At 69.6% G+C, this 24768-nt stretch carries 24 protein-coding genes; 12 read left to right on the top strand and 12 right to left on the bottom strand.

Going from position 1 to position 24768, the window contains the following annotated elements; genetic code table 11:
- Window positions 1–63: 63 nt before the first annotated feature.
- The 4 genes from gcvH to KMW22_RS07550 all read left to right on the top strand — a co-directional run bounded on the left by gcvH (window position 64) and on the right by KMW22_RS07550 (window position 4214).
- The gene (gene gcvH, locus KMW22_RS07565; protein ID WP_221089420.1) at window positions 64–426 is read left to right on the top strand and encodes a glycine cleavage system protein GcvH; all 363 of its coding nucleotides are present in this window, start codon (window positions 64–66) and stop codon (window positions 424–426) included.
- A gap of 119 nt (window positions 427–545) precedes the next feature.
- Complete coding sequence (gene gcvP / locus KMW22_RS07560) at window positions 546–3413, top strand: aminomethyl-transferring glycine dehydrogenase (protein ID WP_221089419.1); 2868 nt, start codon at window positions 546–548, stop codon at window positions 3411–3413.
- A gap of 191 nt (window positions 3414–3604) precedes the next feature.
- On the top strand, window positions 3605–4015 hold the full coding sequence (locus KMW22_RS07555; RefSeq protein WP_221089418.1) for a hypothetical protein: 411 nt from the start codon (window positions 3605–3607) through the stop codon (window positions 4013–4015).
- Window positions 4016–4034: 19 nt separating this feature from the next.
- Window positions 4035–4214 carry a hypothetical protein gene (locus KMW22_RS07550; RefSeq protein ID WP_221089417.1) on the top strand — a complete coding sequence of 60 codons (180 nt, stop codon included), beginning with the start codon at window positions 4035–4037 and terminating at the stop codon, window positions 4212–4214.
- Between the two features lie 408 nt (window positions 4215–4622).
- Here KMW22_RS07550 and KMW22_RS07545 read toward each other — a convergent pair whose 3' ends face one another.
- The gene (locus tag KMW22_RS07545; protein WP_221089416.1) at window positions 4623–5198 is read right to left on the bottom strand and encodes a type 1 glutamine amidotransferase domain-containing protein; all 576 of its coding nucleotides are present in this window, start codon (window positions 5196–5198) and stop codon (window positions 4623–4625) included.
- A 128-nt stretch (window positions 5199–5326) separates the two neighbouring features.
- A complete protein-coding gene (locus KMW22_RS07540; RefSeq protein WP_221089415.1) occupies window positions 5327–5641 on the bottom strand; it encodes a cupin domain-containing protein in 315 nt (104 codons plus the stop codon).
- 206 nt (window positions 5642–5847) lie between these two features.
- Between KMW22_RS07540 and dnaG the strand changes: the two genes are divergently transcribed.
- On the top strand, window positions 5848–7623 hold the full coding sequence (gene dnaG / locus KMW22_RS07535) for a DNA primase (RefSeq protein WP_221089530.1): 1776 nt from the start codon (window positions 5848–5850) through the stop codon (window positions 7621–7623).
- Between the two features lie 584 nt (window positions 7624–8207).
- On the opposite strand, the gene zapE is transcribed toward dnaG, so the two are convergent.
- Together zapE and KMW22_RS07525 are read right to left on the bottom strand one after the other, a co-directional pair.
- On the bottom strand, window positions 8208–9215 hold the full coding sequence (gene zapE / locus KMW22_RS07530) for a cell division protein ZapE (protein ID WP_221089414.1): 1008 nt from the start codon (window positions 9213–9215) through the stop codon (window positions 8208–8210).
- Between the two features lie 10 nt (window positions 9216–9225).
- Window positions 9226–9924 (bottom strand): S4 domain-containing protein, encoded by a 699-nt coding sequence (locus tag KMW22_RS07525; protein ID WP_221089413.1) that lies wholly within the window; start codon window positions 9922–9924, stop codon window positions 9226–9228.
- A gap of 56 nt (window positions 9925–9980) precedes the next feature.
- On the opposite strand from KMW22_RS07525, the gene KMW22_RS07520 reads away from it, so the two are divergent.
- The 4 genes from KMW22_RS07520 (at window position 9981) to KMW22_RS07505 (ending at window position 12451) form a co-directional block, all read left to right on the top strand.
- A complete protein-coding gene (locus KMW22_RS07520) occupies window positions 9981–10391 on the top strand; it encodes a DUF3197 domain-containing protein (protein WP_328774630.1) in 411 nt (136 codons plus the stop codon).
- 73 nt (window positions 10392–10464) lie between these two features.
- Window positions 10465–10992 (top strand): DinB family protein, encoded by a 528-nt coding sequence (locus KMW22_RS07515; RefSeq protein WP_221089411.1) that lies wholly within the window; start codon window positions 10465–10467, stop codon window positions 10990–10992.
- Window positions 10989–11429 (top strand): hypothetical protein, encoded by a 441-nt coding sequence (locus KMW22_RS07510; protein ID WP_221089410.1) that lies wholly within the window; start codon window positions 10989–10991, stop codon window positions 11427–11429. The genes KMW22_RS07515 and KMW22_RS07510 overlap by 4 nt, the downstream gene beginning before the upstream one ends.
- 185 nt (window positions 11430–11614) lie before the next feature.
- Window positions 11615–12451, top strand: coding sequence for a sulfurtransferase (locus KMW22_RS07505; protein ID WP_221089409.1), 837 nt, complete (start codon window positions 11615–11617; stop codon window positions 12449–12451).
- Between the two features lie 30 nt (window positions 12452–12481).
- Here the strand turns inward: KMW22_RS07505 and KMW22_RS07500 are convergent, their stop codons facing one another.
- Complete coding sequence (locus KMW22_RS07500; protein ID WP_221089408.1) at window positions 12482–12760, bottom strand: hypothetical protein; 279 nt, start codon at window positions 12758–12760, stop codon at window positions 12482–12484.
- A 442-nt stretch (window positions 12761–13202) separates the two neighbouring features.
- Here KMW22_RS07500 and KMW22_RS07495 point away from each other — a divergent pair, with 442 nt between their 5' ends.
- Together KMW22_RS07495 and KMW22_RS07490 are read left to right on the top strand one after the other, a co-directional pair.
- Entirely contained in the window at window positions 13203–13712 is a 510-nt protein-coding gene (locus tag KMW22_RS07495) for a hypothetical protein (RefSeq protein ID WP_328774629.1), read from the top strand.
- On the top strand, window positions 13709–14353 hold the full coding sequence (locus tag KMW22_RS07490; protein WP_328774628.1) for a ComF family protein: 645 nt from the start codon (window positions 13709–13711) through the stop codon (window positions 14351–14353). The genes KMW22_RS07495 and KMW22_RS07490 overlap by 4 nt, the downstream gene beginning before the upstream one ends.
- Window positions 14354–14405: 52 nt before the next feature.
- Here the strand turns inward: KMW22_RS07490 and KMW22_RS07485 are convergent, their stop codons facing one another.
- The 5 genes from KMW22_RS07485 to KMW22_RS07465 form a co-directional block, all read right to left on the bottom strand.
- The gene (locus tag KMW22_RS07485) at window positions 14406–14942 is read right to left on the bottom strand and encodes a DUF1684 domain-containing protein (protein ID WP_328774627.1); all 537 of its coding nucleotides are present in this window, start codon (window positions 14940–14942) and stop codon (window positions 14406–14408) included.
- Between the two features lie 5 nt (window positions 14943–14947).
- Window positions 14948–15145, bottom strand: coding sequence for an RNA-binding S4 domain-containing protein (locus KMW22_RS07480; protein ID WP_221089407.1), 198 nt, complete (start codon window positions 15143–15145; stop codon window positions 14948–14950).
- 71 nt (window positions 15146–15216) lie between these two features.
- Window positions 15217–15729, bottom strand: coding sequence for a hypothetical protein (locus KMW22_RS07475; protein ID WP_221089406.1), 513 nt, complete (start codon window positions 15727–15729; stop codon window positions 15217–15219).
- Window positions 15726–16175 (bottom strand): hypothetical protein, encoded by a 450-nt coding sequence (locus tag KMW22_RS07470; protein WP_328774626.1) that lies wholly within the window; start codon window positions 16173–16175, stop codon window positions 15726–15728. Before KMW22_RS07470 ends, KMW22_RS07475 begins: the two co-directional genes overlap by 4 nt.
- Complete coding sequence (locus tag KMW22_RS07465; protein ID WP_221089405.1) at window positions 16172–17140, bottom strand: Ig domain-containing protein; 969 nt, start codon at window positions 17138–17140, stop codon at window positions 16172–16174. The genes KMW22_RS07470 and KMW22_RS07465 overlap by 4 nt, the downstream gene beginning before the upstream one ends.
- Window positions 17141–17276: 136 nt before the next feature.
- Here KMW22_RS07465 and KMW22_RS07460 point away from each other — a divergent pair, with 136 nt between their 5' ends.
- Window positions 17277–20189, top strand: coding sequence for an insulinase family protein (locus tag KMW22_RS07460; RefSeq protein WP_221089404.1), 2913 nt, complete (start codon window positions 17277–17279; stop codon window positions 20187–20189).
- Window positions 20190–20386: 197 nt separating this feature from the next.
- On the opposite strand, the gene KMW22_RS07455 is transcribed toward KMW22_RS07460, so the two are convergent.
- Both KMW22_RS07455 and KMW22_RS07450 read right to left on the bottom strand, forming a co-directional pair.
- Window positions 20387–21376 carry an MBL fold metallo-hydrolase gene (locus tag KMW22_RS07455; protein ID WP_221089403.1) on the bottom strand — a complete coding sequence of 330 codons (990 nt, stop codon included), beginning with the start codon at window positions 21374–21376 and terminating at the stop codon, window positions 20387–20389.
- A 480-nt stretch (window positions 21377–21856) separates the two neighbouring features.
- Window positions 21857–24496: a sensor domain-containing protein gene (locus KMW22_RS07450; protein ID WP_221089402.1), complete on the bottom strand. Its 2640-nt coding sequence runs from the start codon at window positions 24494–24496 to the stop codon at window positions 21857–21859.
- Between the last annotated feature and the right edge of the window lie 272 nt (window positions 24497–24768).

The raw sequence follows: 24768 nt of genomic DNA, 5'->3' as shown, positions 1-24768 counted from the left end.
ACCCACTGACCACTTTCCACTCACCACTTACAGTGAACCGAATTCCCCACAGGAGAACCTGATATGACGAACACCCCCTCTGACCTGAAATACGCCGCCTCGCACGAATGGCTCTCTGCAGACGGCACCGTGGGCATCACCGACTTTGCGCAGGAGCAGCTGGGCGACGTGGTGTACGTCGAGCTGCCCGAAGTGGGCCGCGCAGTCGAAGCCGGCGAGACGATTGCGGTGGTCGAAAGCGTGAAGACCGCCAGCGACATCTACGCCCCGGCCAGCGGCACCGTGGTCGCCGTGAACGACGCCCTGACCGCCAGCCCCGAACTGGTGAACAGCGCCCCCTACGAGGGCGGCTGGCTGTTCAAGCTGGATGTGACGGGCGAGGGCGACCTGATGGACGCCGAAGCCTACGCCAGCGCGAACGGCTGACAGAGGCTGTGAGCCATGAGCTTTGAGCCTTGGGGCCGTGCGCCCACAGGCTCCTTTGTTCTGCCGCCTTTTCCTCATGGCTCATGGCCCACAGCCCAGAGCCCTTCCCAGGAGTCCCCATGACCCCCAATCACCCGAGAACCGCCCTGACCGACCTGCTGCAAACCGCTGACTTTACCGACCGTCACATTGGCCCCACCGACGCTGAACAGGCCCAGATGCTCAAGCATCTGGGCGTGGGCAGCCTAGACGAACTGAGCGACTCGACCCTGCCCGAAAGCATCCGCTTTGAGGGCGAGCTGAACGTGGGTGGCCCGGTCACCGAAGCGCAGGCGCTGGCCGACCTGAAGGCCGTGGCCCAGAAGAACAAGGTGTTCCGCTCCTACATTGGCATGGGGTACTACGGCACGCACACGCCCGGCGTGATTCTGCGCAACATGCTGGAAAACCCCGGCTGGTACACCGCCTACACCCCCTACCAGGCCGAGATTTCACAGGGCCGCCTGGAAATGCTGCTGAACTTCCAGCAGACGATCATGGATCTGACGGCCATGCCAGTATGCAATGCCAGCCTGCTGGACGAGGCCACCGCCGCCGCCGAGGCCATGACCCTGGCCAAGCGTGCGGGCAAAAGCAAGGGCAACACCCTGTACGTGGCGCAGGACGTGCACCCCCAGACGCTGGACGTGATCCGCACGCGCGCCGAATACTTCGGCTACGACGTGGTGACGGGCCCCGCCAACGCGGAACTGCCGGAAGGCACCTTCGCGGCGCTGGTGCAGACGCCCGGTACCTTCGGTGAGCTGCACGACCTCTCACCTATTGCCGAGCGCGTGCATGCGGCGGGCGGCCTGCTGATTGCCGCCACCGACCTGCTGGCCAGCGCCGTGGTCAAGCCCGTGGGCGAGATGGGCGCCGACATTGTGATTGGCAGCGCCCAGCGCTTTGGCGTGCCCATGGGCTTTGGTGGCCCGCACGCCGCCTTCCTGGCCTGCCAGAAGGCGTTCGAGCGCTCCATGCCCGGCCGCGTGATCGGCGTGAGCAAGGACGCGCGCGGCCACACGGCCTACCGCATGGCCATGCAGACCCGCGAGCAGCACATCCGCCGCGAAAAGGCCACCAGCAACATCTGCACCGCGCAGGCCCTGCTGGCGAACATGGCCGCCGCGTACGCCGTGTACCACGGGCCCAAGGGCATCCGCACCATCGCCGAGCGTGTGAACCGCATGACCGGCATTCTGGCGAAAGCCCTGACGGACGCCGGGATCACGGTGACCCCCACCTTCTTCGACACCGTGAGCTTTGAGGGTGACGTGAGCGCCATCCGCGAGCGGGCCGAGGCCAAGGGTATCAACCTGCGTTACGAAGGCAGCCGCATTTCGGTAAGCCTGGATGAGACCGTGACGGTGGCCGACCTGGGCGAGCTGATTGAAGCGGTGACCGGGGAGCCGGCTGACGTACTGACCCTGGACGCCCAGGCGGTAGACGGCATCCCCGCTGCTCTTACGCGCACCTCCGAGTACCTCACCCACCCCGTCTTCAACACGCACCACAGCGAACACGGCATGCTGCGTTACCTGAAGACCCTGGAGAACAAGGACTACAGCCTGACGCACGGCATGATTCCGCTGGGCTCGTGCACCATGAAGCTGAACGCCACCACGGAAATGATTCCGGTGACGTGGCCTGAGTTCGGGCAGCTGCACCCCTTTGCCCCCGCCGACCAGACCCAGGGCTACGCCGAGATGCTGGCCGAACTGGAAGCGTGGCTGGCGGACATCACCGGCTACGACGCCGTGTCCCTGCAGCCCAACAGCGGCGCCCAGGGCGAATACGCGGGCCTGCTGGTGATCCGCAAGTACCACGAGGCGCGCGGCGAGGGCCACCGCAACGTCTGCCTGATTCCCGCCAGTGCCCACGGCACCAACCCCGCCAGCGCCGCCATGATGGGCATGCAGGTGGTCGTGGTGAAAACGGACGCCGACGGCAACATCGACATGGATGACCTGAAGGCACAGGCCGAGAAGCACAGCGCCAATCTGGGCGCGCTGATGATCACGTACCCCTCCACCCACGGCGTGTACGAGGAGCGCGTGACCGAGGCCTGCGAGCTGATCCACCAGCACGGCGGGCAGGTGTACCTGGACGGCGCGAACATGAACGCCCAGGTGGGGCTGACCAAGCCCGGCCTGATCGGCAGTGACGTGTCGCACCTGAACCTGCACAAGACCTTCGCCATTCCCCACGGCGGCGGCGGCCCCGGCATGGGCCCCATTGGCGTGAAGGCTCACCTCGCCCCCTACCTGCCCAACCACGCCGTGCGCGCGGTGAACGACAGCCAGACCGGTGCCGTGAGTGCAGCGCCCTACGGCAGCGCCAGCATCCTGCCCATCTCGTACCTGTACATTCGCCTGCTGGGCGCGCAGGGCCTGAAGAAGGCCACGCAGGTGGCCCTGCTGAACGCCAACTACATTGCCCAGGGCCTGAAAGGCGCCTACCCCGTGCTGTACACCGGGCGCAACGACCGCGTGGCGCACGAGTGCATCATTGACCTGCGCCCACTTAAAGCGTCCACGGGCATCACCGAGGAAGATGTCGCCAAGCGCCTCATGGACTACGGCTTCCACGCCCCCACCATGAGCTTCCCTGTGCCCGGCACCCTGATGATTGAGCCCACCGAGAGTGAGCCTAAAGCCGAGCTGGACCGCTTTATTCAGGCCATGCTGGGCATTCGCCGCGAGATTCAGGACGTGCAGGACGAACTGATCGCCGCTGGAGACAGCCCGCTGAAGCACGCGCCGCACACCCAGGCCGATCTGATGGACGCGGCGTGGAACCGAGCGTACAGCCGCGAAACGGCGGCCTACCCCACGGGCACGCAGAAGCTATGGAAATACTGGCCGGCCGTGAACCGCGTGGACAACGTGTATGGCGATAGGAATTTCGTATGCTCCTGCCCGCCGGTTGAGGACTACGTCGAGGCGTAAACCAACCCACGGCCTTCAACCAGCAACGGTTCCTCAGTTTGGGAGCCGTTGTTTTTCGTTGCGGCCTGCCGCACGCCAAGGGGCAGTCTTTAACAGGCCCTGAGCCTTTTCTCGTGGTGCAGCTAGTTTTTTGAGGATGCCGTCAATCTGCTCCCCCTCCGCTTTTCACCTGCCACACCGATCATGCCCCCATGACGAACCCATCCCCGACCACCGTCCTGAACCGCGTCACCAATTTCCTAGGCTACTTCAGCCTGGGCCTGGGCGGGCTGGAAGCGGCGGCGCCAGGGGCCCTGGCCCGCACGCTGGGCATGGAGGGCCGAGAAGGGCTGCTGCGCCTGTACGGGGTGCGCGAGATTGGCGCCGGCACCGCGCTGCTGACCCAGACCGGCACCGGCAAATGGCTGTGGGCACGGGTGGCGGGGGATGTGTTGGACATTGCCACGCTGCTGCCGGCGCTGGGCGCCAGCAACCCCAAGCGCGCGAATGCGGGGGTGGCCCTGGCCTCGGTGGTGGCGGTGACTGGGGTGGACCTCTGGGCGGCGCTGCAATGGGCCAAGCACGAGGCAAAGGCTAAAAAGCCGCTGCCCGCTGGGGCATGACGTTTTAGGCTGATGCCGCATGCCTCGCAAAGCCACCGCCAAGATTTACCAGAAGGGCACCGAGCCTCCAGCTGCAGCCGAATGGCGTGACCGTACGCCCGAGGAACGCATCATGGAAGTGTTTCGCCTACGGGCCATGTGGGGCGCCGACCGCGAACATATGCAGCGCGTTGTCACGATTCGTCTTTTAAAAAAGTAGATCAGCCGCCTGAAGCGTTCCCAACCCTCAAACCACCGCAAATGGCCGCCAGCCCTTGGACGCGCAGCGTCCGGGCCTTCCAGCGGGTTCGGAGGATGGCGTCGAGGCCGGACACGTTACTGAATGGAGCGAGCCAGCCGACTTCAGTAGAAACTCTTGCCTAGCGCAGCGCCGCTCCCCCTGCCCCTTTGGAGTAGGGGGCTGGGGGGTGGGACAAGCCGCAGCCCAAAACAAAAAACCCGCCTTCTTCGGCGGTGATAAAACCAAGATAGCCCGGTATGCACCCGGCGTCAAGCCCCACACGCCCACCCGATTCACGCCGTCCAGCACAGCACTTCTAAACCATCACAAGCCCAGATATGCAGGCAAAAGGCGGGCCGCCCTCTTCCGGCGCCCGCCTCTCCCCCTTTACCGCTTGCTGCTGTGGTCGCCTTCCTGAAACTCTTCAATCATCTTCTCGATGAACGCAGGCAGGTCGTCCGGCTTGCGGCTGGTCACAATGCCCCGGTCCACCACGACTTGCTGGTCCACCCACTCCGCGCCGGCCAGCCCCAGCTCGTGCTTCAGGCTGGGCCAGCTGGTCATCTTCAGGCCCTTGGCAATGCCAGTTTCGCTGAGGCTCCAGGGGCCGTGGCAGATGGCGGCAATGGGCTGGCCGTGGTCGTAAAAGGCGCGCACAAACTGCATGGCGTAGGGGTCCAGGCGCAGCTTGTCGGGGTTCACGGTGCCGCCGGGCAGCAGCAGGCCGTCGTAGTCGCTGGGGCTGGCCTGCGTGACCGTGTGGTCCACGTCGTACTTCTCCCTGGGCACCAGATCGCCTTCCATGCTCTGAATCTGGCCCGGCTTCAGGCTGATCAGGTGGGTGGTGGCCCCGGCCGCTTCCAGGGCCTGCCTGGGTTTCACCAACTCCACCTGTTCCACCCCATCGGCGGCGAGAATGGCGATCACTTTGCCCGCCAGGGGCTGTCCCGTCTGGTCGCTCATGCGCCCCAGCGTGCCGCCTTAAGCTGAGGCGTGGGGTGACGCCGCGCTGAAGGGGGGTTCATGAGGGCCCCCGCAAGGAGAAGGGCCGCGCCAGAGGGACCCTCCGCGCGGCCCGGGGCACAGGCCCCTTATTTGCTCGTGGGGGGCGTGTTCACTTCCACGGCGGTCAGCGTTTCCAGAATGCGGTAATGGTGCGGCGCGTTCATGGGCACGTAGTAGGAATCGCCCGGCTCCAGCGTGACCGTCTCGCCGTCCACCGTCAGCTCGGCGCGGCCCGAGATCACGTAGCCCAGGGTCTCGTACTCGGCGCGGGTGTCGGGCTTGTCGCCCTGGGGTTCCTCGCGGTGCCACAGGCGCATGCTGGCGTGCTGGCCGCGAATCAGGTGGTGTTCGCCGTCGGGGCCGTGGGTGGTGTCGCGCTGGCTCAGCTTGTACTGGGTCATGGGTTCCAGCCTGTCCTGCCCCGCTGCGGGGGGGATGAGGGGGGCCTTCAGAGAAGGTCATGTCGGGCGAACGCCGCCCTGCACAGCCTTGGCAGACGGCCGCCATTTTTTGCTGTCCCAGCGGTCACTTTTGGCCTCTAGCCGGAACTGCAGCGCTGGGGGTACACTGGTCGTCTATCGGGCGGCGCCCAGGGGGGTGAGGACACATCGGCACCAAGGAGGAGGTTCGTTCGCGGCTGAGCATCGCGGACGTGGTGGGCGAGTATGTGCGCCTCGCCCCGGCGGGCAAGGGCCGTCTGAAGGGCCTGTGCCCCTTTCACAAGGAAAAGAGCCCCAGCTTTCAGGTGGACACCGAGCAGGGCTACTTCTACTGCTTTGGCTGCAAGGCGGGCGGCGACGTGTTCTCGTTTGTCCAGCGCACCGAGAACCTGAGTTTCGGGGACGCCCTGCGCAAGCTGGCCGAAAAAGCCGGCGTGCAAGTGGAAGCCAAGTACGGTGAACGCAGCAGCCGCGACCTGTACGACGTGAACGCCTTTGCCCTGGCCTATTTCCGCGAGGGGCTGGCCGGCCCGCAGGGCGCCGCCGCTCGCGACTATCTGGCCCGGCGCGGCCTGAGCCCCGCCACCATTGACGCCTTCGAGCTGGGTTTTGCCCCGGACGGCTGGGACGGCCTGCTGAAGCACGCCCGCGTGAAGGGCGTGGGCGAAAAGCAACTGCTGGAGGCCGGCCTGCTCACCGAGAACCCGGAATCGGGGCGCGTGTACGACCGGTTCCGCGCCCGGGTGATGTTCCCCATCCGTGACCACCTGGGCCGGCTGGTGGGCTTTGGGGGCCGCGTGCTGGACGACAGCAAGCCCAAGTACCTGAACACCCCAGAAACCGAGGCCTTTCGCAAGGGCGAACTGCTGTACGGGCTGGACAAGGCCCGGGGTGGCCTGGGCAGCGGTGCCGAGCTGGTGGTGGTGGAAGGCTACATGGACGTGATCACCATGCACCAGCATGGCTTTACCGGGGCCGTGGCGTCCCTGGGCACCGCCCTGACCGCCGAACACGCCGCGCTGCTGGAGCGCCTGGGCGCCCAGAGCCTCGTGCTGCTGTTTGACCGCGACGAGGCGGGGCTCAAAGCCACCCTCTCGGGGCTGGATCAGGTGGTGGGGGCCAAGTTCCGGGTGCGCGCCACCAGTGTGCCCAGCGGCAAGGACCCCGCCGATACTCTGCTGGCCGGGGACGACGAGAGCCTGCGCCGCGCCCTGAACAGCGGCCTGGATGAAGTGCGCTACCGCGTGCAGGCGGCCGTAGAAAAGCACGGCACCGCCACCAGCGAGGGCAAACGCCGCATCCTGATGGAACTGCTGCCGCGCATGCAGAACCTGGACCCCCTGGACGAGATTGCCGAGGGGGTGCGCGCCGCCGCCTGCGAGACCCTGGGCATCAAGCCCGACGCCCTGATGGAATGGATTGCCAGCAAGGCCAAGCGCCGCACCCTGACCGACACGCACCTGGCCGGCATGAGCACCGCACGCCATGAGGAAGACCGCGAACTGGCGCTGCTCAAGCAGTTGCTGGTGGACCCCACGCTGCTGGCCAAGCTGGACGGCTCTATGCCCTGGCGCAACGAGGCCGTGCGCAAGGTGATGCTGGCCGCACGCGGCGCCCAGAGCCCCGACGACATTCTGGAGGTCTTCCGGGGCCAGCCCGAAGAGCAGCTGCTTATTCGCCTGATGTTCGAGGGCCGCGACGCCGGCACCATTGGGCGCGAGAACAGCCAGCACTACGAGCAGAAGGTCACGGCCTATGCCGCTGCCGCCGTGGACGACATTCAGGTGGGCCTGAGTATTGACGCGCTGCGGGCGGAGGTGGACCTGCTCAAAAGGCAGGTGGCGGGTGCGCCGGCGGCGGAGCAGGTGGGGATGCTGCGGCAGATTCAGGAGTTGCAGCGGGCGATTGAGGCGGAGAAGCGGGCTCGGCGGGGGGGGGCGTAGGGGGGGGTTTTACTGGGTTCGGGGGCGGCGGTGTGGGGCGGAAACGGTTTCGACATTTGCCCCACCCCCCAGCCCCCTACCCCAGAGGGGCAGGGGGAGCAGACGTTAGCACTGGGCAAGAGTTTTTACTGGAGTCGGCTGGGTTTCTCCATTCGTTGACGTGTCCGGCTTCGACGCCATCCTCCGCCCCAGCGCAATGGCCCGCGCCCTTCGGGCACGACGGCCTCGTCTGGACCCGGGCGGTATGGGGGCAAGGGAACTTGGTGCGACCGAGAAGGTTCTACTTTCAAAAGCAGCAGAGGCAACAGCGGCTCTTGCCTTTCAAAAGTAGAACCTCGTGCCCTCAGCGTTCCCACCCTTCACCCCTACGGGGCCAGCAACGGAAGCCGTCGTGCGCGCAGCGCGCGGGCGTCTGGCGATGGGCGCAGGTAGGCCACGGCGTACAACGCGGGGCGAAGCCTGGCCACCCCAAATCGTCAGTCAACGTTTGCCGAGCGCAGCGGAAAACTCCCCCCTGCCCCTCCGGGGTAGGGGGGCTGGGGGGGTGGGGCAAATGTCGAAACCGTTTCCGCCAAAACCACTCCCTAACCTCCCCCCCGCGCCTCCTTCAACAGCTCCGACAACCGGGACAAACACCGGCTGTACTTCTTCGCATACGCCCCATGCCGATACGTATCAATAAACAGCCCCCCCAGACCCTGCCCCGTCAACCCCGCCGGCAACCCCAGGTCATACAGCTTGTCAATAAAGTGCACAAACCGCAGCGCCACGTTCTGGTCCGGCATGGCGGTCAGGTCTGTGACGCCCACGGCGCCCACCCCCTGCAGCAGCCGGGCAAAGCGGCTGGGGTGCACGTTCAGCAGGTGGCGACTCAGGTCCCGGTGGCTGATCCGGGCCAGGGTCGCGGGGTTTTGCCGCGCCTCCCAGGCGGCGTATTCGGCCGCGCTGAGGGTGTCCTCGGGGCGCACGCCGCGCTGGCGGTAGTCCGGGCCGTCAATCCGGTGGGTTTCAAAGCGGCTGGCAATGCCCTGAATCTGCCGCTGAAAGTCTGTGGCGTTAAAGCGGCCCTGGCCCAGCGCGCCGGGCTCGGTGTTGCTGGTGGCAATCACGCTGGTGCCCCCCGGCATCAGCTGGCCCAGAAAAGTGTTGGCCATGTGGGTGTTGCCGGGGTCGTCCAGCTCGAATTCGTCGATCAGCAGCAGGTCGTGCTGCCGGAAGGCGTCCACCGCCCGCGTCATGCCCAGCGCGCCAATGATGTACATCAGGTCCTGAAAGCTCATCAGGGCGGCGGTCCCCTGCGCGGCGTGCCACGCACTGGCCAGCAGGTGCGTTTTGCCCACGCCAAAGCCGCCGTCCAGGTACAGCCCCCGGCCCTCGGGCTTGGCGCGGCGAAACAGCCGGAAGCCCCCGGGCCGCACCTGGGCGCCTTTCAGGAACGCCTGCACCGCTGTGCGCGCCCCGGCCTGACTGGGGTAGTCGGGGTTGGGATGGTAGGTCTCGAACCGCACCTGCGCGTAGCGCGGGCTGGGGGCCAGCTCGGCCGTCAGGTCGCTGGGATTGGGCACCGGGTTGCGGGCCGTGAGGTCAATCACGCCCAGCCGCTCACTTGTGCACGTCCAGTTCAACCTTGAAGTTGCCCCGGCGCGTTTCGTTCACCACACGCTTGAAGTCAATGCGGCCCAGGCCCTCGGCGCTCAGGCTGTCGCCCTCGCGGATCTCGCTGCTGGCCCGTGCGGGGCTGCCGTTCAGGCGCACCTTGCCGCCGTCAATGCCCTGCTGAAAATACGCGCGGCTGACCCCAAAGCCCTTGGCGCCCACCACGTCCACCCGCATGGAGGGCACCACCACCTCGCGTACTTTGCTGCCCCGACCGGCGCTCTCGCCCACCGGCTCCACGTCCACTGGGCGCCCGCCCAGTTCGGTCAGGTCGGCCAGGGTCTGCGCGGCCTTGCCGGTGGCGGCCACCAGAAAGGCGCCGCGTTCTTCCCGCACGTCGCCCAGCTGCTCGTCTTTCAGGCCCAGACGTTTGAGATGCACGCCCAAATCCTGCAGGTCCCAGCCGGGGCCGCCGGGCTCCGGGGTCACGCGGTAGACGGCCACGCCGCTGTCCACCTCGGGAATGTGGGCGGGGTACAGGGTGAGCACCACGCGCCGGGCATCGGGGAAGCCGCCGGCAATCTTGTGCTGCAGGTCGTCACCGCCCAGCAGGCGGCGGTCAATGTCGTCCCCGTTTAAAAAGGGGGTGCGCACGACCCGGCCGCCCCGGGCCTGGGCAATCAGGGTGGGGAGGGCAGTGTTCATGGGGGTCAGGATAGTGCGCCGCATGGTGATCGCGCGCGGGGGCTATGCTGGGAGGCGTGAACCTGCCCGATCCCCTGGGGGTGCCCGGCGCGCCGCGCGAGACGTGGACGGCCGTGCAGCGCCACGTCCAGGCCCCCTCTGCCCACGGCGGCCAGCTGATTCTGGTCACCGACCGCCACGGCGAACGCGAGCGCGCCGCCTACGGCGCCCTGCTGGAACGCGGCGCCGACCGGGTGGTGCTGGCCCGCGCCTTTGGCCCGCACTTTGGCCCGGCCGGGGTTCAGGCCCTGGCCGAGCTGGTGGCCTGGGCGGTGGGTGCCGGGCTGGCCCTGCGCGAAGCGGTGCTGCCGCCCCCCGACACGGCGCAACTGCTGAGTGAGCCAGACGCGGCCCTGGCCGCCCGCGCCGTGGCCGCCAGCGCGCCGCTGGACCCCGGGGTGTTTCTCCCGGGGAAAGGGCGGATGTAGGGGGGCAATGCCGCCCTGGCGCTGAGCCCTGTATCGGCGGCCCCCCTCAGCAGCCCGGCGTACACTGGCGCCCATGACCACCCCCCTGCTGGACCGCGCCGCGCTGGCCCCCCTGGGCGAGACGCCGGCCGCCGTGCGCACGCGCCTGCTGAGCGAACTGGACGCCTTTGAAGCCCACTTGCCGGGCCGTGAGGCCGACTGGACGCGCGTGCAGCCGGGCCGCGACTGGACCCCCGCCCAGGAAGCCGAGCATGTGGCCCTGATCAACGAGTCCATTGCCCGGGTGCTGGCCCTGCTGCTCTCGGACCGCGAGGTGCGCCCGGCCCCCCAGATCCCCGGCGAACTGAGCCCCCAGGGCCGCCGGGTGGCGCCCCCCCACACCCGCCCCAGCGAGACAGGGCTGACCTGGGCCGAGTGGCCGGCCCGCTGGGCCCAGGGCCGCGCGGCCCTGGAGGCGGTCACCGCCGACCTGCGCGCCACGCCGGGGCGCACCCTGTGGCACCCCTACTTTGGCGAGCTGGACGCCCTGGACTGGGGCCGCATGGTGGCGGCCCATCTGGCCGGGCACCGCCGCGCGCTGGAACGGAGTGCGGGCGCATGACGGGCACCCCCCCCACCTCCACCCGCACGGACAAGGGTGTGCGCGGCTTTGAACTGGACATCCACGTGGCCTTCTCGCAACCGCTGCCCGAAGCGCAGGCGCGCGCCGCCCTGCTGGCCCTGGATGGCCTGACGGTGGACCTTTACCGGCCCCACCCCTCGCCCCTGCACGCCGACCCGGCGGCCACGCCTGACCCAGCGGCCGGGGTGCCGTCCGCGCGCCTGACTGGCCCGCTGCGCGACCCCGAAGCGGTGCGCGCCGCGCTGGCCGCGCTGCTGGGCGGCCCCGCCCGGTATGTGGAGGTGGGCGTGCGCGGCTTTCTGCGCAGCGCCGGGGGCCAGACCGAGTGGATGCCGTGGCGCCGCAATCAGGTGCTGCCCCGCGCGCAGGTGGCCGCCGTGACCTTTGAAGAAGGCGTGCGCTTCGTGCTGGAGTAGGGCGGCTTCTGCCTGTGCGCGGCTTCCTTGGCCAGGCACAAAGGCGCGGCGACGAAGCCCCGCAGGACCCCGGCCGCCCGGCGGAAAAGTTGACCTGAACGGCGCGCCAGCTGTGAGTGCGGCCCCCACGTCCCAGCCCCGCTCTGTCCTGTTGCAGTGGACGGCAACGACAAAAGGAGCTGAATGTGACCACGACTTCATCGTTCGTCCGTCCGGATTTTCTTGTTGATCCTGCCGGGCTGCTGGCCCACAGCTCGGACGCAGATCTGCGTATCGTCGACTGCAGCGAGGGCGCCGAGTACAGACGGGCACACATCCCGGGCGCCCACCCGCTAGACCTGCGCCCCTGGCTTAAACACGAGGAGACGCCCCATGTCATCGGTCCCGAGGCCTTCTCGGCCCGCATGACGGCACTTGGGGTCTCGAGCGGCACCACGGTGGTGGCTTACGACGGCACGAACGGGTGGCTCTCGGGGCGCTTGTGGTGGGTGCTGCGTTACTACGGCCATGAGCGGGTGCGCGTGCTCAACGGCGGCTGGCGCGCGTGGGTGCGCTCCGGCTATCCGGTGAGCGTTGATCCTCCTGCTGCCGCGCCAGCAGATGTTCAGACAGCCGCCTTTGACGCCCGGCGCACCGAGGACCATGTCATTCACCTGGAAGAACTCAGATCGGCGCTGAATCGGGAAGACGTGCAGATCGTGAACGTCCTTCCACCGTCCATCTACCGGGGCGACGCCAACCCCTTCGGCAACGCCCGCACAGGCCACCTGCCCGGCTCTGTCAACATCCCAAACGAGACGTTTTCGGGCGAGGGCAGCCTGCTGGAATCAGCGGCGGCCATCCGCGCGGTCTTTGAGGCCGCCGGACTGTCCCCCCAGCGTGAGACCATCGTGCACTGTCAGGCTGGCGTGCGGTCCTCGTACGCGTGTCTGGCGCTGACGCTCGCCGGCTGGGACCGCGTGCGCGTCTACGACGCCTCGCTGGCGGAGTGGGCCAACCGCGACGACACGCCTCTGGCCTGACCTTTTCAGTCGCCCAGCAGGCCCCGGCCCCTACGCGCTCAGTGGGAGCACCACGGCGCGGGCCTTTTCGCCCAGGCCGCAGGACCGGAGGGTCAGCACCAGCACGCGGGTGTCGGGGCGCAGCAGGTACGGCAGGGCGCTGTGGTCCAGGGCGCTCAGGGCACTTTCCGCTTCGGCGGGCGGAATCCCGCGCAGCACCACCACCGCGCGGGTGGCCCCGGCATCGGCCCAGATGTCGGCCAGCCCCAGTTCGTCACGGCCCTGGCCAGAGCGGTATTCGAATTCGTGGGCGCGGCGCAGCAGGTGCATGGGTCTCCTTGGCAAGGGGGAAAAGAGGGCGAGCAGACCAGGGCGGAGGGGCGCCCAGGCCGGGGGCGGCCTGCGGCAGGGGACCAGAGACGGACGTGTGCCCTCAGCTTAGAAGGCCAGCCCATGGCCTTTGTCCCCGCTGCTTTGACCCGTGTGGGTGCTGCGAGCATGACCCGCCTGTGTTGGACGGGCGTGAAAGAGGCGTGTGGGGGCCCCAGGCCCCGCTCATGGACCGTGGGGGTAGGCATGAACTTGCCCTCGCCCCTTCAGGGTGGCCCCAGCCCAGGGCGCCGCCCCACGGCAGCCTCCTGCCAGATGCGGCGTGCATGAGGAGAACCCCAGCAGCGGGCCGCCTGAGCCCGCCCTAGAATGGGCGCGTGATTGGCAGGCCCCTGGTACGCGCGCTTGGCTGGCCGCTCCTGGCGCCAGCCCCGGAGCCCCAGTGAGCGCGCCCGTTTCTGAACTGCTGCGCGAGTACCAGGAATACGTGCTGGCCTACCGCCTGCGCCGCGCCGTGGGGGGCCGCGTGACGCCGCAGGGCGAGCAGCTCTCGCTCGCTGGGTACGCGGCCCTGCGCCTGGAGCGGCAGGACCTGGCGCGGCGGCTGGTGCGCGAGGGCCTGGACCCAGGGCGGATGCGGCGGCTGGACACCCTGTCGGATCAGCTGATGTTCGGCTTCTGGCTGAACCCGTCCGAGGTGGCGGCCTTCCTGCGCGCTGCGATCCGCGAGGGGGGCCACCCGGCACTGGGGCACCCGGCCGCCTTTGCCGCGCTGTTGACCCCGGCCGAGCGCGCCCGGCTGGGCGAGGCGGGCGTGGCGCAGGTGTGTGCCCACCACCTCGCCTGCTTTGCCCTGGCCGCCCCCATGATGGATCCTGACGGCCTGCAGACCGCATGGCAGCGCATCGAGGCCACCCGCCCGCCCCTCTTTCTGGATGAGCTGAGCGCGTGACGGGGCCCCTGTGGACGGGACTGGCGGGGCTGGTGCGCGCCCTGCTGCCCCGCCCCTGCCCCGGGTGCGGCGCGCAACTGGGGGCGCAGGCGGGGCTGTGCCGGCCCTGCTGCGCCCAGCTGCAGGCGCAGGTGTCGGCGCACAGCCCGCTGCGCCCGCACCCAGAGCCTCACCTGCTGACCCTGGGTCCCTACGCCGGGGTGCGCCGCCGCACCGTGCGCGCCCTGAAGTTTGCCGGCGCGCGCGAACTGGCCCCGGTGCTGGGCGCCGCGCTGGCGGCCGGGGTGCCGCCGGGCTGGGGCGTGGGGGCGGTGGTGCCGGTGCCCCTGCACCCGGCGCGGCAGCGCGAACGTGGCTTCAATCAGGCCGAGCTGCTGGGCCGGGCTCTGGCTGACCAGCTGGGCGTACCCTGTGTGAATGCCCTGCGCCGCACCCGCGCCGGCCTCCAGCAGGCCCGCCGCCGCGCCGCCGAGCGCGAGGATCTGCTGGGCGCCTTTGAGCGCAGTGAGCTTCGACTGCCCCCCGGCCCAGTCCTGCTGGTGGATGACGTGCTGACCACCGGCAAGACCGCCCTGGCCTGTCAGGACGCCCTGCACGCGGCTGGTGTCCCGGCGGTCTATGTGGCCGTGGTGGCGAGGTAGGGGTGCAGGAGGCAGGAAGCGGGGTGCAGTCAGCTTTTTCCTGGCTCCCCCCTTACCCCAGCCTCTCCCCCACTGGCACCGGTTCGGGCACCCTGTTCTCGCGCGGGGGCAGGGGGCACACCCAGGCCGGGCTGTAGGCGCAGTAGGGGTGGTAGGCGAGGTTAAAGTCCAGCCGCACCAGCGGGCCGTCGCCGCCCAGTTGCCAGTCCACCGGGGCGTCCAGGTAGCGGCCTGCGCCGTAGGTTTCTGCGCCGCTGGTGGCGTCGCGGAACGGCACAAAGACGCGCGCGGGGCGGTCCTCGCCCAGCCCGGCGAAGACCAGCAGGGTGTGCTGCCCGCCCGGCAGCGGCACCGTCACCTCTCCGAAGCGCGCCATGGTCCGCGTTTCGCCGGTGTTGGTATCCAGGGCGAACTCGGCGCCCGCGTCCTGGGGCAGCAGGGTCAGGGGCAGGGTAAAGGCCCAGGTTTCATCCGGGGGGTAATAGCTCAGGCCCCGGAAGGTGGCGGTGTCCACCGGACCGCCCCCGGCCGCGAAATGCTCGTCCTTGCGGCGGCGGTAATCCAGCACGGCCTCTTCGTAGGCGCCCACGCGGCTTACCAGTCCACCTTGACGCGGTGCCCGGCGTATTCCACCACGTCGCCCCGGCGCAGCTTCTTGCGCCGCCGCGTCTCGATTTCCCCGTTCAGGCGTACTTCTCCGCCCTGCACGCGAAATTTGGCCTCGCCGCCGGTTTCCACCAGCCCGCGCAGTTTCAGGAAGTCCTGCAAGTCAATGGTGTCGTCGCCTGTCATGCCCGGCAGCGTAGCAGGGGCCGGGGGGCGGCAAAGGTGCGCGCCCCCGGCCCCACCCCGCCAGCCCGCGTTCAGGGTTTGTACTGCGCCCCGAACAGGCGCACGTCGGCGTCGTCCACCTTGCCGTCGCCACTCAGGTCACCCACCGGGGTGGTCTTGCCGTGGTTGGCCATCAAGAGGGCCAGATCGCTCAGGTCAATCTTGCCGTCGCCGTTCAGGTCGGCGCCGCTCAGGCGGGTGCGGGCAGCGGCGGGGGTCCATTCGCTCAGGCGCAGTTCGCGGGCCAGTTCGGCGCGGATGGCGTCTTGCAGCGGCAACGGCCCGCGTGGGTTGAACTCAATGCGCCGCTCGCCATTCACGGTGACCACGCGCGCGGCCACATCCGGGTTGAAGGGGGCCGCGCCGCCCAGCGCCAGGATGACGCCGCCCCCGGTGTCCAGGGTCACGGGCAGTTCGGGGGTGCTCAGGGCCGTCAGGGCCTCGCGCACGGCGCGCGTCAGCTCGTCGCCCTGCGGGCGCAGCTTCACGCTGGCGGCCTGGGCCCCCCCCAGCAGGAGCGCGGCCAGCAGCAGGGCCCGCTTCATTTCTGCCCCCGCGCGCTCAGCATGGCCTCGCGCAGCTTGACCGGATCGGTGATGGTGCCGGCCTTGACCGCGCCGTCGGTCACGGCGTACAGGCCCTGGTTAAAGCCCACGAAGGGGCTGTCCAGCCGCGCGGTGTACAGCAGCGCCACCACGTCCTGCCCGGCTGCGAGCGTGGGCAGGTCAGCGAGGTCTTTCAGGATGAACAGCGCGGGCGCGCCCTCGTGCTGCGGCAGCCGGGCGGGATCGCCGGCGATGGTTTCGGTGACGGTGAGGGGATAGACCGCATAGACCAGCTCGCCCACCTTGACCTCGGCGGCCGGGCCCAGCTTGGCGCGCACGATCACCTCGGCCTTTTTCGCCTGCTGCTCCAGGCTCAGTGTGGGGGCGGTGGTGGCCGCCGCCAGGGACGCGGTGCCCAGCAGCGCGGCCAGCAGCCACGCCCTCACTTGCCGCCTCCCGGGGCCGTGGGCGGAGTGACGGGGGGGACGGGCGTGCCCGTGCCTGTCCCGGTGCCCGTTCCAGTTCCCGTACCAGCCGGGGTGGTGCCGGGTGCATTCGGGGCGGCTTTCTGCTCCGCTGCCTTTTGCTCGGCGGCTTTTTGTTCGGCGGCCTTCTGCTCGGCCGCTTTCTGCTCGGCCGCCTTCTGTTCAGCGGCTTTCTGGTCGTCCAGCTTCTTCTGCTCGTCGGGGAAGAGTTTCTGCGCCAGCAGCTTGCCGTCGCCGTCGCGGGCCTCGTAGGCCAGGGTGGGGGTGGCCAGGGCCACGGGGCCCGAGGGCTTCACGGTCAGCAGGGCCACGCGGGCCCCGGTGCGCGGCACGGTCTTGAAGCCCAGGTCCACCACCACGCGGCTGCCCTGCTGGCGCCAGAACACCACGGCGCCGCCCTCGGGCTGCACGCGGGTGACGGTCACGCCGGCGGGGAGATCCCAGGCAAAGCGCGCCGCCCGCACGCTGCGCGGCGCGGTGATGGTGAGCGGAATGCGGGTCTCGCCGCGAATCTGCCCGGCGGGCAGCGTGGGGGCCAGGCTCAGGGGCGGCAGGTCCTGCACGTTCATGGTGATGGTCCGGCTTTTCGTGCTGAGGGTGGAATCGGTGACTTCCACCGTGAAGGTGTAACTGCCCGTCTTGGTGGGCTTGCCGCTCAGCTGCTGGCCCTGCAGGCTCAGGCCGGGGGGCAGGGTGCCGCTCACCTGCCGCACCGTGTACGGCCCCGCGCCCCCCGAGACGGTCAGGGGCGCCGCGTAGGTCTCGTTGACATAGGCGGGCGCCAGGCCAGCCGGCGACTCCACGAACTGCAGCGGGTCGCGCCCGCTGGTGGCGGAGGTGCCGGTGAGGCTCTGCCCGCACCCGGCCAGTGCGCCAGCCACCAGCAGGGCCAGCAGCGCGCGGCCCAGGGGACGGTGATGTGTCATGTGCCGCAGTGTAGCGGCCCGGCCCGGCGCGCACCGTGAGCCAGGGGTGTGAAGTGCGGCTGTCCGCCGGCCCCCCGCGCATCAATCGCAAGGCATCTGGCGTTTCCGGGCAAACCCCTGGTCTAGACTGCCCCGCATGACCGCCACTCTTCCGGCTGCCCCGCGTGTGGGCGAGCGCCTGGGCCGTTACACCGTGCAGCGTGTGGAAGCGCTGCCCGAGATGCAGGGCACGCTGGTGCTGCTCACCCATGAGCTGGGCGCCCGCCACGCCCACGTCATCCGCGCCGACGACAACGCCACCTTTGGCGTGACCTTTCCCACCGTGCCGCAGGACAGCACCGGCGTGGCGCACATCCTGGAACATGTGGCCCTGATGGGCAGCCAGCGCTACCCGGTCTCGGACCCCTTCTTTTCCATGCTGCCGCGCTCGCTGAACACCTTCATGAACGCCATGACGGCCAGCGACTGGACCACCTATCCCTTTTCCACCCGCAACGAAAAGGACTTTTTCAACCTGCTCTCGGTGTATCTGGACGCGACCTTCTTTCCGCTGATGCGCTACGAGAGCTTCCGGCAGGACGGCCACCGCCTGGAGTTTGAAACGCCCGATGACCCGGCCACGCCGCTGAAGCTGCAGGGCGTGGTCTACAACGAGATGAAGGGCGCGATGGCCAGCCCCGGCTCGGTGCTGTGGCGGGCCTTTGGCAAGGCGCTGTACCCGGACCTGACCTACGCCAACAACTCGGGCGGAGCGCCGGGCGATATTCCCAACCTCACCTACGACGCCCTGCGCGCCTTTCACGCCGCGCACTACCACCCCAGCAACGCGTTCTTTTACACCTACGGCCAGTTGCCGCTGGAGCGCATTCTGCACGAGATCGAAACGCAGGTGATGGCACGCTTCTCGCCGCAGACGCTGGACGTGCGCATTCCCGACCAGCCCGCCTTTGACGCCCCCCGGCGCGAAACGGTGACCTACCCGAGCACCGACACCGAGCGCGGCGCGCAGGTGGTGGTAGCCTGGAAACTGGGCCTCAGCAGCGACCCCCACCACAACCTGCGCTGGAGTGTGCTGAGTGACGTGCTGCTGGGCAACGCGGGCGCGCCCCTGACCCGACCCCTGATCGAGTCCGGGCTGGGCGGCGCCCTGAGTGACCTGAGCGGCTACCGCGACAACTTCCGCGAGGGGGCGTTTGGCGCGGGTCTGAAGGGCCTGCCGGCCGGACAGGCGCAGGCCGTGGAAACCCTGGTGCTGGACACCCTGCGCGCCATTGCCGAGCAGGGCCTGGACCCCGAACTGATCCAGAGCAGCCTGCACCAGTTCGAGATCATGCAAAAAGAGGTGAGCAACGCGGGGCAGCCCTACGGCCTGCAGGTGATGTTCCGCCTGCTGGGACCGTGGCTGCACGGCGGCGACCCGGTGACCGGCCTGCGGCTGGACGACGCCCTGAACGCCCTGCGCGCCGATCTGGCCCGGGGGGCGGTGTTCGAGCCCATGCTCAAAGGCCTGCTGGCCAACCCCCACCGCGTGACCCTGGAACTGGCCCCCGACCCGGGCCTGGCCGCGCAGGTGGAGGCCGATGAACAGGCCCTGATTGCCCGTCTGAGCGCCGACTTTACCGATGAAGACCGCGCCCGCATTGTGGCCGAGAGTGCCCGGCTGAAAGAGGTGCAGGCCCAGCCGTCCGATCCGGACGTGCTGCCCACCCTGACCCTGGCCGATGTGCCCGCTGCCGTGCCCGCCGCGCCCTACACGACCGAGCAGAATGGCGGGGTCACCGTGGCCCGCGCGCCGCAGCCCACGGGCGGCCTGAGCTACCTGGACCTGCGCCTGCGCCTGCCCGAGCTGCCCGACGACCTGCTGAGCGTGCTGCCGCTGTACACCTTTGCGGTTACCCGCAGCGGCGCCGCCGGGCAGGACTACGCGGCGCTGGCCCGGCGCCTGGAAGCCGTGACGGGGGGCGTGAGCGCCAGCGTGGGCGTGGGCAACGCCCCGGACGACCTGGGCCGCGTGCGGCTGGCGGTCACCTTCAGCGGCAAGGCCCTGGCGCGCAACGCCCCGGCGCTGGTGACGGTGCTGCGCGATCTGCTGGCCGCCCCCGAATTCACCCGCGAGCGCCTGGACCAGCTGCTCAAGCAGCGGCTGGCGGGGTTGAAATCCAGTGTGGTGAGCAGCGGTAATTTTTACGCCGAGCGGCTGGCCGAGGCCCAGCTGAGCCCGGCCGGCGCGCTGCAGGAACGTCTGAGCGGCCTGTCGGCCCTGGCGACCCTGAAAGGAATTGTAGAAGGCGAGAAAGTGGACGAGCTGCTCTCGCAGTTTGCCCGCCTGCAGGCCCTGATTCGCCAGGGCGAGCCACTGCTGCTGCTGACGGCCACCGAGGCCGACCTGGGGCTGGACCTGCAGGAGCTGACGGCCGCCCTGCCCGGCGGCGCGGCCGGCCAGCCCACCCCGGCCCTGGCCCCCCGCACCCCGCAGGCCCGCACCACCGACACGCCCGTGTCGTACAACGCGGCGGCGTGGCCCACCGTGCCCTACACCCACGCCGACAGCCCGGCGCTGCTGGTGCTCTCGCGCCTGCTGCGCGCCGAGTACCTGCTGCCCGAACTGCGCGAGAAGGGCGGGGCCTACAGCGGCGCGGCCAGCTTTGAACCCCGGACCGGCCTGTTTGCCATGAGCAGCTACCGCGATCCCCACCTGGCCCGGACCTTTGGCGTCTTCCGCGAAGCCCGTGCGTTCCTGGCTGGGGTGCACGAGGAGCGCACGCTGACCGAGGCGATTCTCTCGGCCAGCAAGTTGCTGGACCCCCTGACCAGCCCCGACACCGCCGGACAGCTGCGCGTGTTCAGCGACCACGCCGGCTACACGCCACAGGTCCAGGCCGCCTACAAGGCCCGGCTGCTGGCCGTCACCCTGGACGACCTGCGCCGCGTGGCCGACACGTGGCTCACGCCCGAAAAGGCCGCCTACGGTGTGGTCACCGGCCGCGACCCCAACGGCCAGGACGGCGTGGCCGAGCTGGGCCTGCGCTTTGAGGTGGCCGAGGTGTAAAAAGGGGCCATGGGCTTTGGGCCATGAGCCATGAGGGGTGGGCAAGCGCGTGAAGGACGGCGCCTCACCACCCGGCAAAGCAAAGGGGAGGCGTGATCAGCGCCTCCCCTTCTGGCGGCCCAGCCGCTCCTAGCAACCCCAAGCCACGGGCCCTCTCCTTACAGCCCATGGCCCATGGCTCATAGCCCTCTGCCTGCTTAGCTCCAGTTCCACACCGTCGGCTCGTACTCATACGACCGGGCGTTCAGGCGGCGCAGGTGGCCGATGGCGTGGAACGGGAAGTGGTAGCCCGTGACCCACAGCTTCTCGGTGGCAATGCGGTCAAAGATGACCTGCCGGGTGCGGGCAGCCTGCGCGCCGTCGGTGTCAAAGCCGATGTACGCGCCCTGGTGTTTCAGGGACAGCAGGAAATGCCCGGCGGCGTCGCCCAGCACCATCACGCCACTGGCGCCACTGCCGGCCAGCACGCTTAGGTGCCCGGCGGTGTGGCCCGGGGTCGCCACGCTGGTCACGCCCGGCACGATCTCTTGCCCCGCCTGAATCAGCCGGAACTTGTCTTTCAGGGCGATCAGGTTGGCCTGCACCGCCGCGCTGGGGCTGGCCTGGGTGGTCCAGAAGCGGTATTCCGCCTCGCCCATCACGTGCTGCGCCCCCGCAAAGGTGGGCGCGCCGCCCGTGGTCAGCCCGCCGATGTGGTCGCCGTGCCCGTGGGTGATGAACACGGTGGTGATGCTGGCCGGATCAATGCCGGCGCGGCGCAGGTTGGCGACCAGTTGCCCGTTCGCCCCGCCGCGCCCGGTGTCCACCAGCACGCGCTGCGTGCCCATCTCAATCACCACCGGGTTGAAGTGGTTGACCGTGTTGGTGGCCGCCACGCTGTATTCCGCCAGGGTGGCAGCGAACTCGCCCTGCCGGTCCGGGTTGGCGCCCCAGGTGGGCAGCACGGCGGCCAGCGGCGCGGTGCCGTCGCTGACCACAGTCACCGTCATGTCGCCGATTTTCTGGCGGTAGAAGCCATTGCCGTTCATGGGCATGGCGGGGGCGGCGGGCGCGGCTGGTGCCGTGGCCGGCGCGGTCTGGGCACGGGCCAGCGGCGCGGCGGCCAGAACGGCGCCGGCAGCCCCCAGCAGACGCAGGGCGTCGCGGCGGGGCAGGGCGCTGGGGGCGGGGGTATCGTCGTGGGGCATGGCAGGGAACCTCCTGAAGAGAGACGAACGCGGAATCGAATGAAACGCCTTCACGTTAAAGGGACAGGGGCCGGCCAACCTGTTGCCGGGCACGCGGTCTGAGGCTGGGAACCTTAAGTGTTTCTTCAGAGAGGGGAAGGGGGGCTGGGCCGAGAAGGCAGCGGGACAGTCACTCACAGCGGTATTCCGTTCCGTTGGGGGGGACACTTCCCTCCCCTCAACGCCACGCCAACCGCTGTCTGTCGCGGTCACTCGCTCTGCTCCGCAGCTTTGCAAGTCCGCTCGCCCCATATGACCTGAAGGGTTCACCTTCAGGTCATATGGTTACCGCTATCAGCCCGCTTTACCGCGCTGGAAGCCACGCGGCCAAACCCCGGTGTTGTTCAGTGTGGCCTGTGCGCGCGTTGTCCACCCCCCGCGCTTCTCCACAGCAGAAGCGGCCCCGTTATCCCACGGGGCCGCTCCGACTGCCTTCTGCTCTCAATGTTCGCGCAGCCACTCCACCAGTTCGGACGCGGGAATGGGCGGGGTGATCGCGTAGCCCTGCGCGGCGTCGCAGCCCAGGTCGCGCAGCATGTCCAGCTGGGCCTGATGCTCCACACCCACCGCCACCACCTGCAGGCCCAGGCGGTGCGCCAGATCAATGGTGGCCTGCACCAGCGTCACCGACTTCTCATCGCCGGGCAGGCGGGCCGTCAGTGAGGGGTGGAGCTTGACCGCACTCAGCGGAAAGCGGGTCAGGGCCGACAGGCTGGTTTCGCCTTCCCCGAAGTCATCCACGCTGAGGCGCGCGCCCAGCGAGCGCAGCTGCTCCAGCAGGGCCAGGGTTTCCTGGCTGTGGTCCAGCAGGCTGCCCGCCGCCACCTCAATGTCGGGGGCGCCCTCGGCCGACAGCAGCGGCAGCAGGCGGCGCAGCCCCGCCGCGCGGCGCAGTTCTTCCAAGCTCAGGTTCACGCTGACCGCCCAGTCTTCAAAGCGGTCGCCCAGGGCGCCGCGCACCGACTGGCGGCCCAGCACCGCTTCCTGCACCACCCATTCGCTGATGTGGGCAATCAGCTCGCTGCGGCTGGCGAGATCCAAAAAGGCATTGGGGCTCAGCATGCCCAGCGTGGGGTGGTTCCAGCGCAGCAGGGCCTCGGCGCTCAGGGCGCGGCCCGTGCGCAGCGACACGGCCGGCTGATACAGCAGCGTGAACTGATCCTTGTCCAGGGCGCCGCGCAGGGCCTCTTCCAGCTCAAAGGCGCGGGCCACCTGGGCGCGCAGGGCCGGATCAAAGACGCTGCGCTGCGCGCGGCCCTGGCGCTTGGCGTGCTGCAGGGCCACCTCGGCGTCGGTGAGGGCCGCGTCGCCGGGCTGGCCGGGCTGCGTGGTGGCCACGCCCAGCGCCGCTGTGATCGCCACGTCGCGCGACCCCGCGCGCAGGGGCACGTCCAGAGCAGCCTCCACACGCGCCAAGGCGTCGTGGGCGTCCAGCCCGGGCAGACTCAGGGCAAAGGAGTCGTCGGCCAGTCGCGCAGCCTGCCCCCGGGTCTCGGCGGCAAGGTCGTTCAGGCGGGCGGCCACCTGGATCAGCAGGCGGTCACAGGCAGTGCGGCCCAGCGCGGCGTTCAGCTCGGTAAAGCCGTCCAGGTCCAGGCACACCACCGTCTGGCCCTGGGTCGCCGGGGCCGCGCCGCCCAGCGCCTCGCGCAGACCGGTGCGGTTGAGCAGCCCCGTCAGCGAGTCGTGGCGGGCGTCGTGGCGAATCTTGGCCTGGGCGCGGCGCAGGGCCGTCAGGTCGCGCAGGGTCAGCAGCACGCTGCCGCGCGAGCCGCCCGCCTCGCCACCCACGCCGGTCACGCGCAGTTCCATCTGGCGCACGGTGCCGTCGGGCAGGGCCAGCAGAATCTCCTGGCGCAGCGGCAGGGCCACCTCCTTCCAGTCAGGCAGGGCCATCGGTTCGCCCGCCGGGGTAAAGAGGCGCACGCCCAGTTCGTTCATCACGCGCGAAACGGCCAGGCCCACCAGCCGCGCGGCTTCCACGCCCAGCAGGGTCGCGGCCCGCTCGCTGACCAACTGCGCGCGCCCGGCGTGGTCCACCAGAATGGTGGCGTCCTCGGAGAGCGAGAGCACCTGATTCATGACGCCCAGCGGCGCGCGGCCGCCCTGGGCCCCGGCCTCGCCCTGCGCCACCAGCAGCCCCGGTTCCGAGGTCCGGCGCACGCTGAGGGCCAGGCTGCCCCCCGAGGCCAATTCCACCTCGGCCCGCGCCGCCCCCCCGGTGGCCGCCAGCCGCACAAGGTCGCGCACAGGTTCAGACGGCACGTCGGCAAAGCAGGGCCACGCCCACAGCGGGGCGCCTGTGGCGGGGGCCGCAGCAGCGGGCAGCAGTTCCTTCAGGCCGTGGCTGGCCTGCAGCACCGCCCCCGAATCCGAGAGCAGGGCAGCGGGCAGGTCCGTGTCCAGCAGCGCGGCCACCCGGGCGGCGCGCTCGTACTCGCCGCTCACGTCCTGCAGGGTCAGCATCACGCCGGCCGAGGCCGCGCCGTAGTAGGGCCGCGCCTCGCCGCGCATCCAGAAGGTCTCGCCCCCACGCGTCACCTGTTCATCGGGCAGCCGCACCGAGCGCCCAGCGCCCGCCTGCGCCAGTGCGCCCAGCCACGCGGGCCGCTCGGCGAACAGGTCGTGCACGCTGCGGCCCGTGACCTCGGCCTCGGTCAGCTCGAACAGTTCCAGAAAGGGGCGGCTGACCTTGCGCACCAGCAGTTCGCTCGTCAGCCACGCGGTGGCCACCGGCAGCTGGGTGACCATCACTTCCGTTTCGCGGCCCTGGCCATCCAGGCGCGCGGCGGCCAGCAGCATGGTCAGCACTTGCACCGCCGCGTCGGGCGCGGCCGGGCCGCCGTCGGTCCACAGCAGGCCCAGCAGGGCGCCGTCGCGGGTCAGCCAGACCATCTCGCCGCGCTCGAACCAGTCGTCGGGCGGCACCAGATCGGGGCCAGCCGGGGCGGCCGGGGCGTTGGCCTGCACCCGCAGCACCTCCTCACCCAGTTGTGCCAGCAGCACCGCCTGCGGCGCATGCACGCGCAGCAGGTCACTCAGGGCGGTTTGCACAGCGGAAAAGGTGGCCGCAGGACTCATGACAGACCTCGCTTCAGGCAGCGGAAATGGAGGAGGAGGCGAACGGGGCGCACGCCTGGCAGCATGCCACGTCAAGTCTTACCGCCTTCATGCAAAGGTCAGGGACGTGCGGGAGGCGCCATTGACGGGCGCCAGGCGCGCTGCCCAGCTGCCCGGGCATGGGGGAAAGCAGATGCAGGGCAAACGGCGCGGCCCCCTTGCCCCCCGCCCGCCTCTCCGGGTTCTGACAATGGCCCCTGTCTGGGGCCAAATGGAAAACCGCCGGAAAGAAG

The sequence above is a fragment of the Deinococcus aquaedulcis genome, assembly GCF_019693445.1.
Lineage (GTDB): Bacteria > Deinococcota > Deinococci > Deinococcales > Deinococcaceae > Deinococcus > Deinococcus aquaedulcis.
Note: the sequence above shows the minus strand (reverse complement) of the source record. Positions and strands in the feature narration are given on the sequence as shown.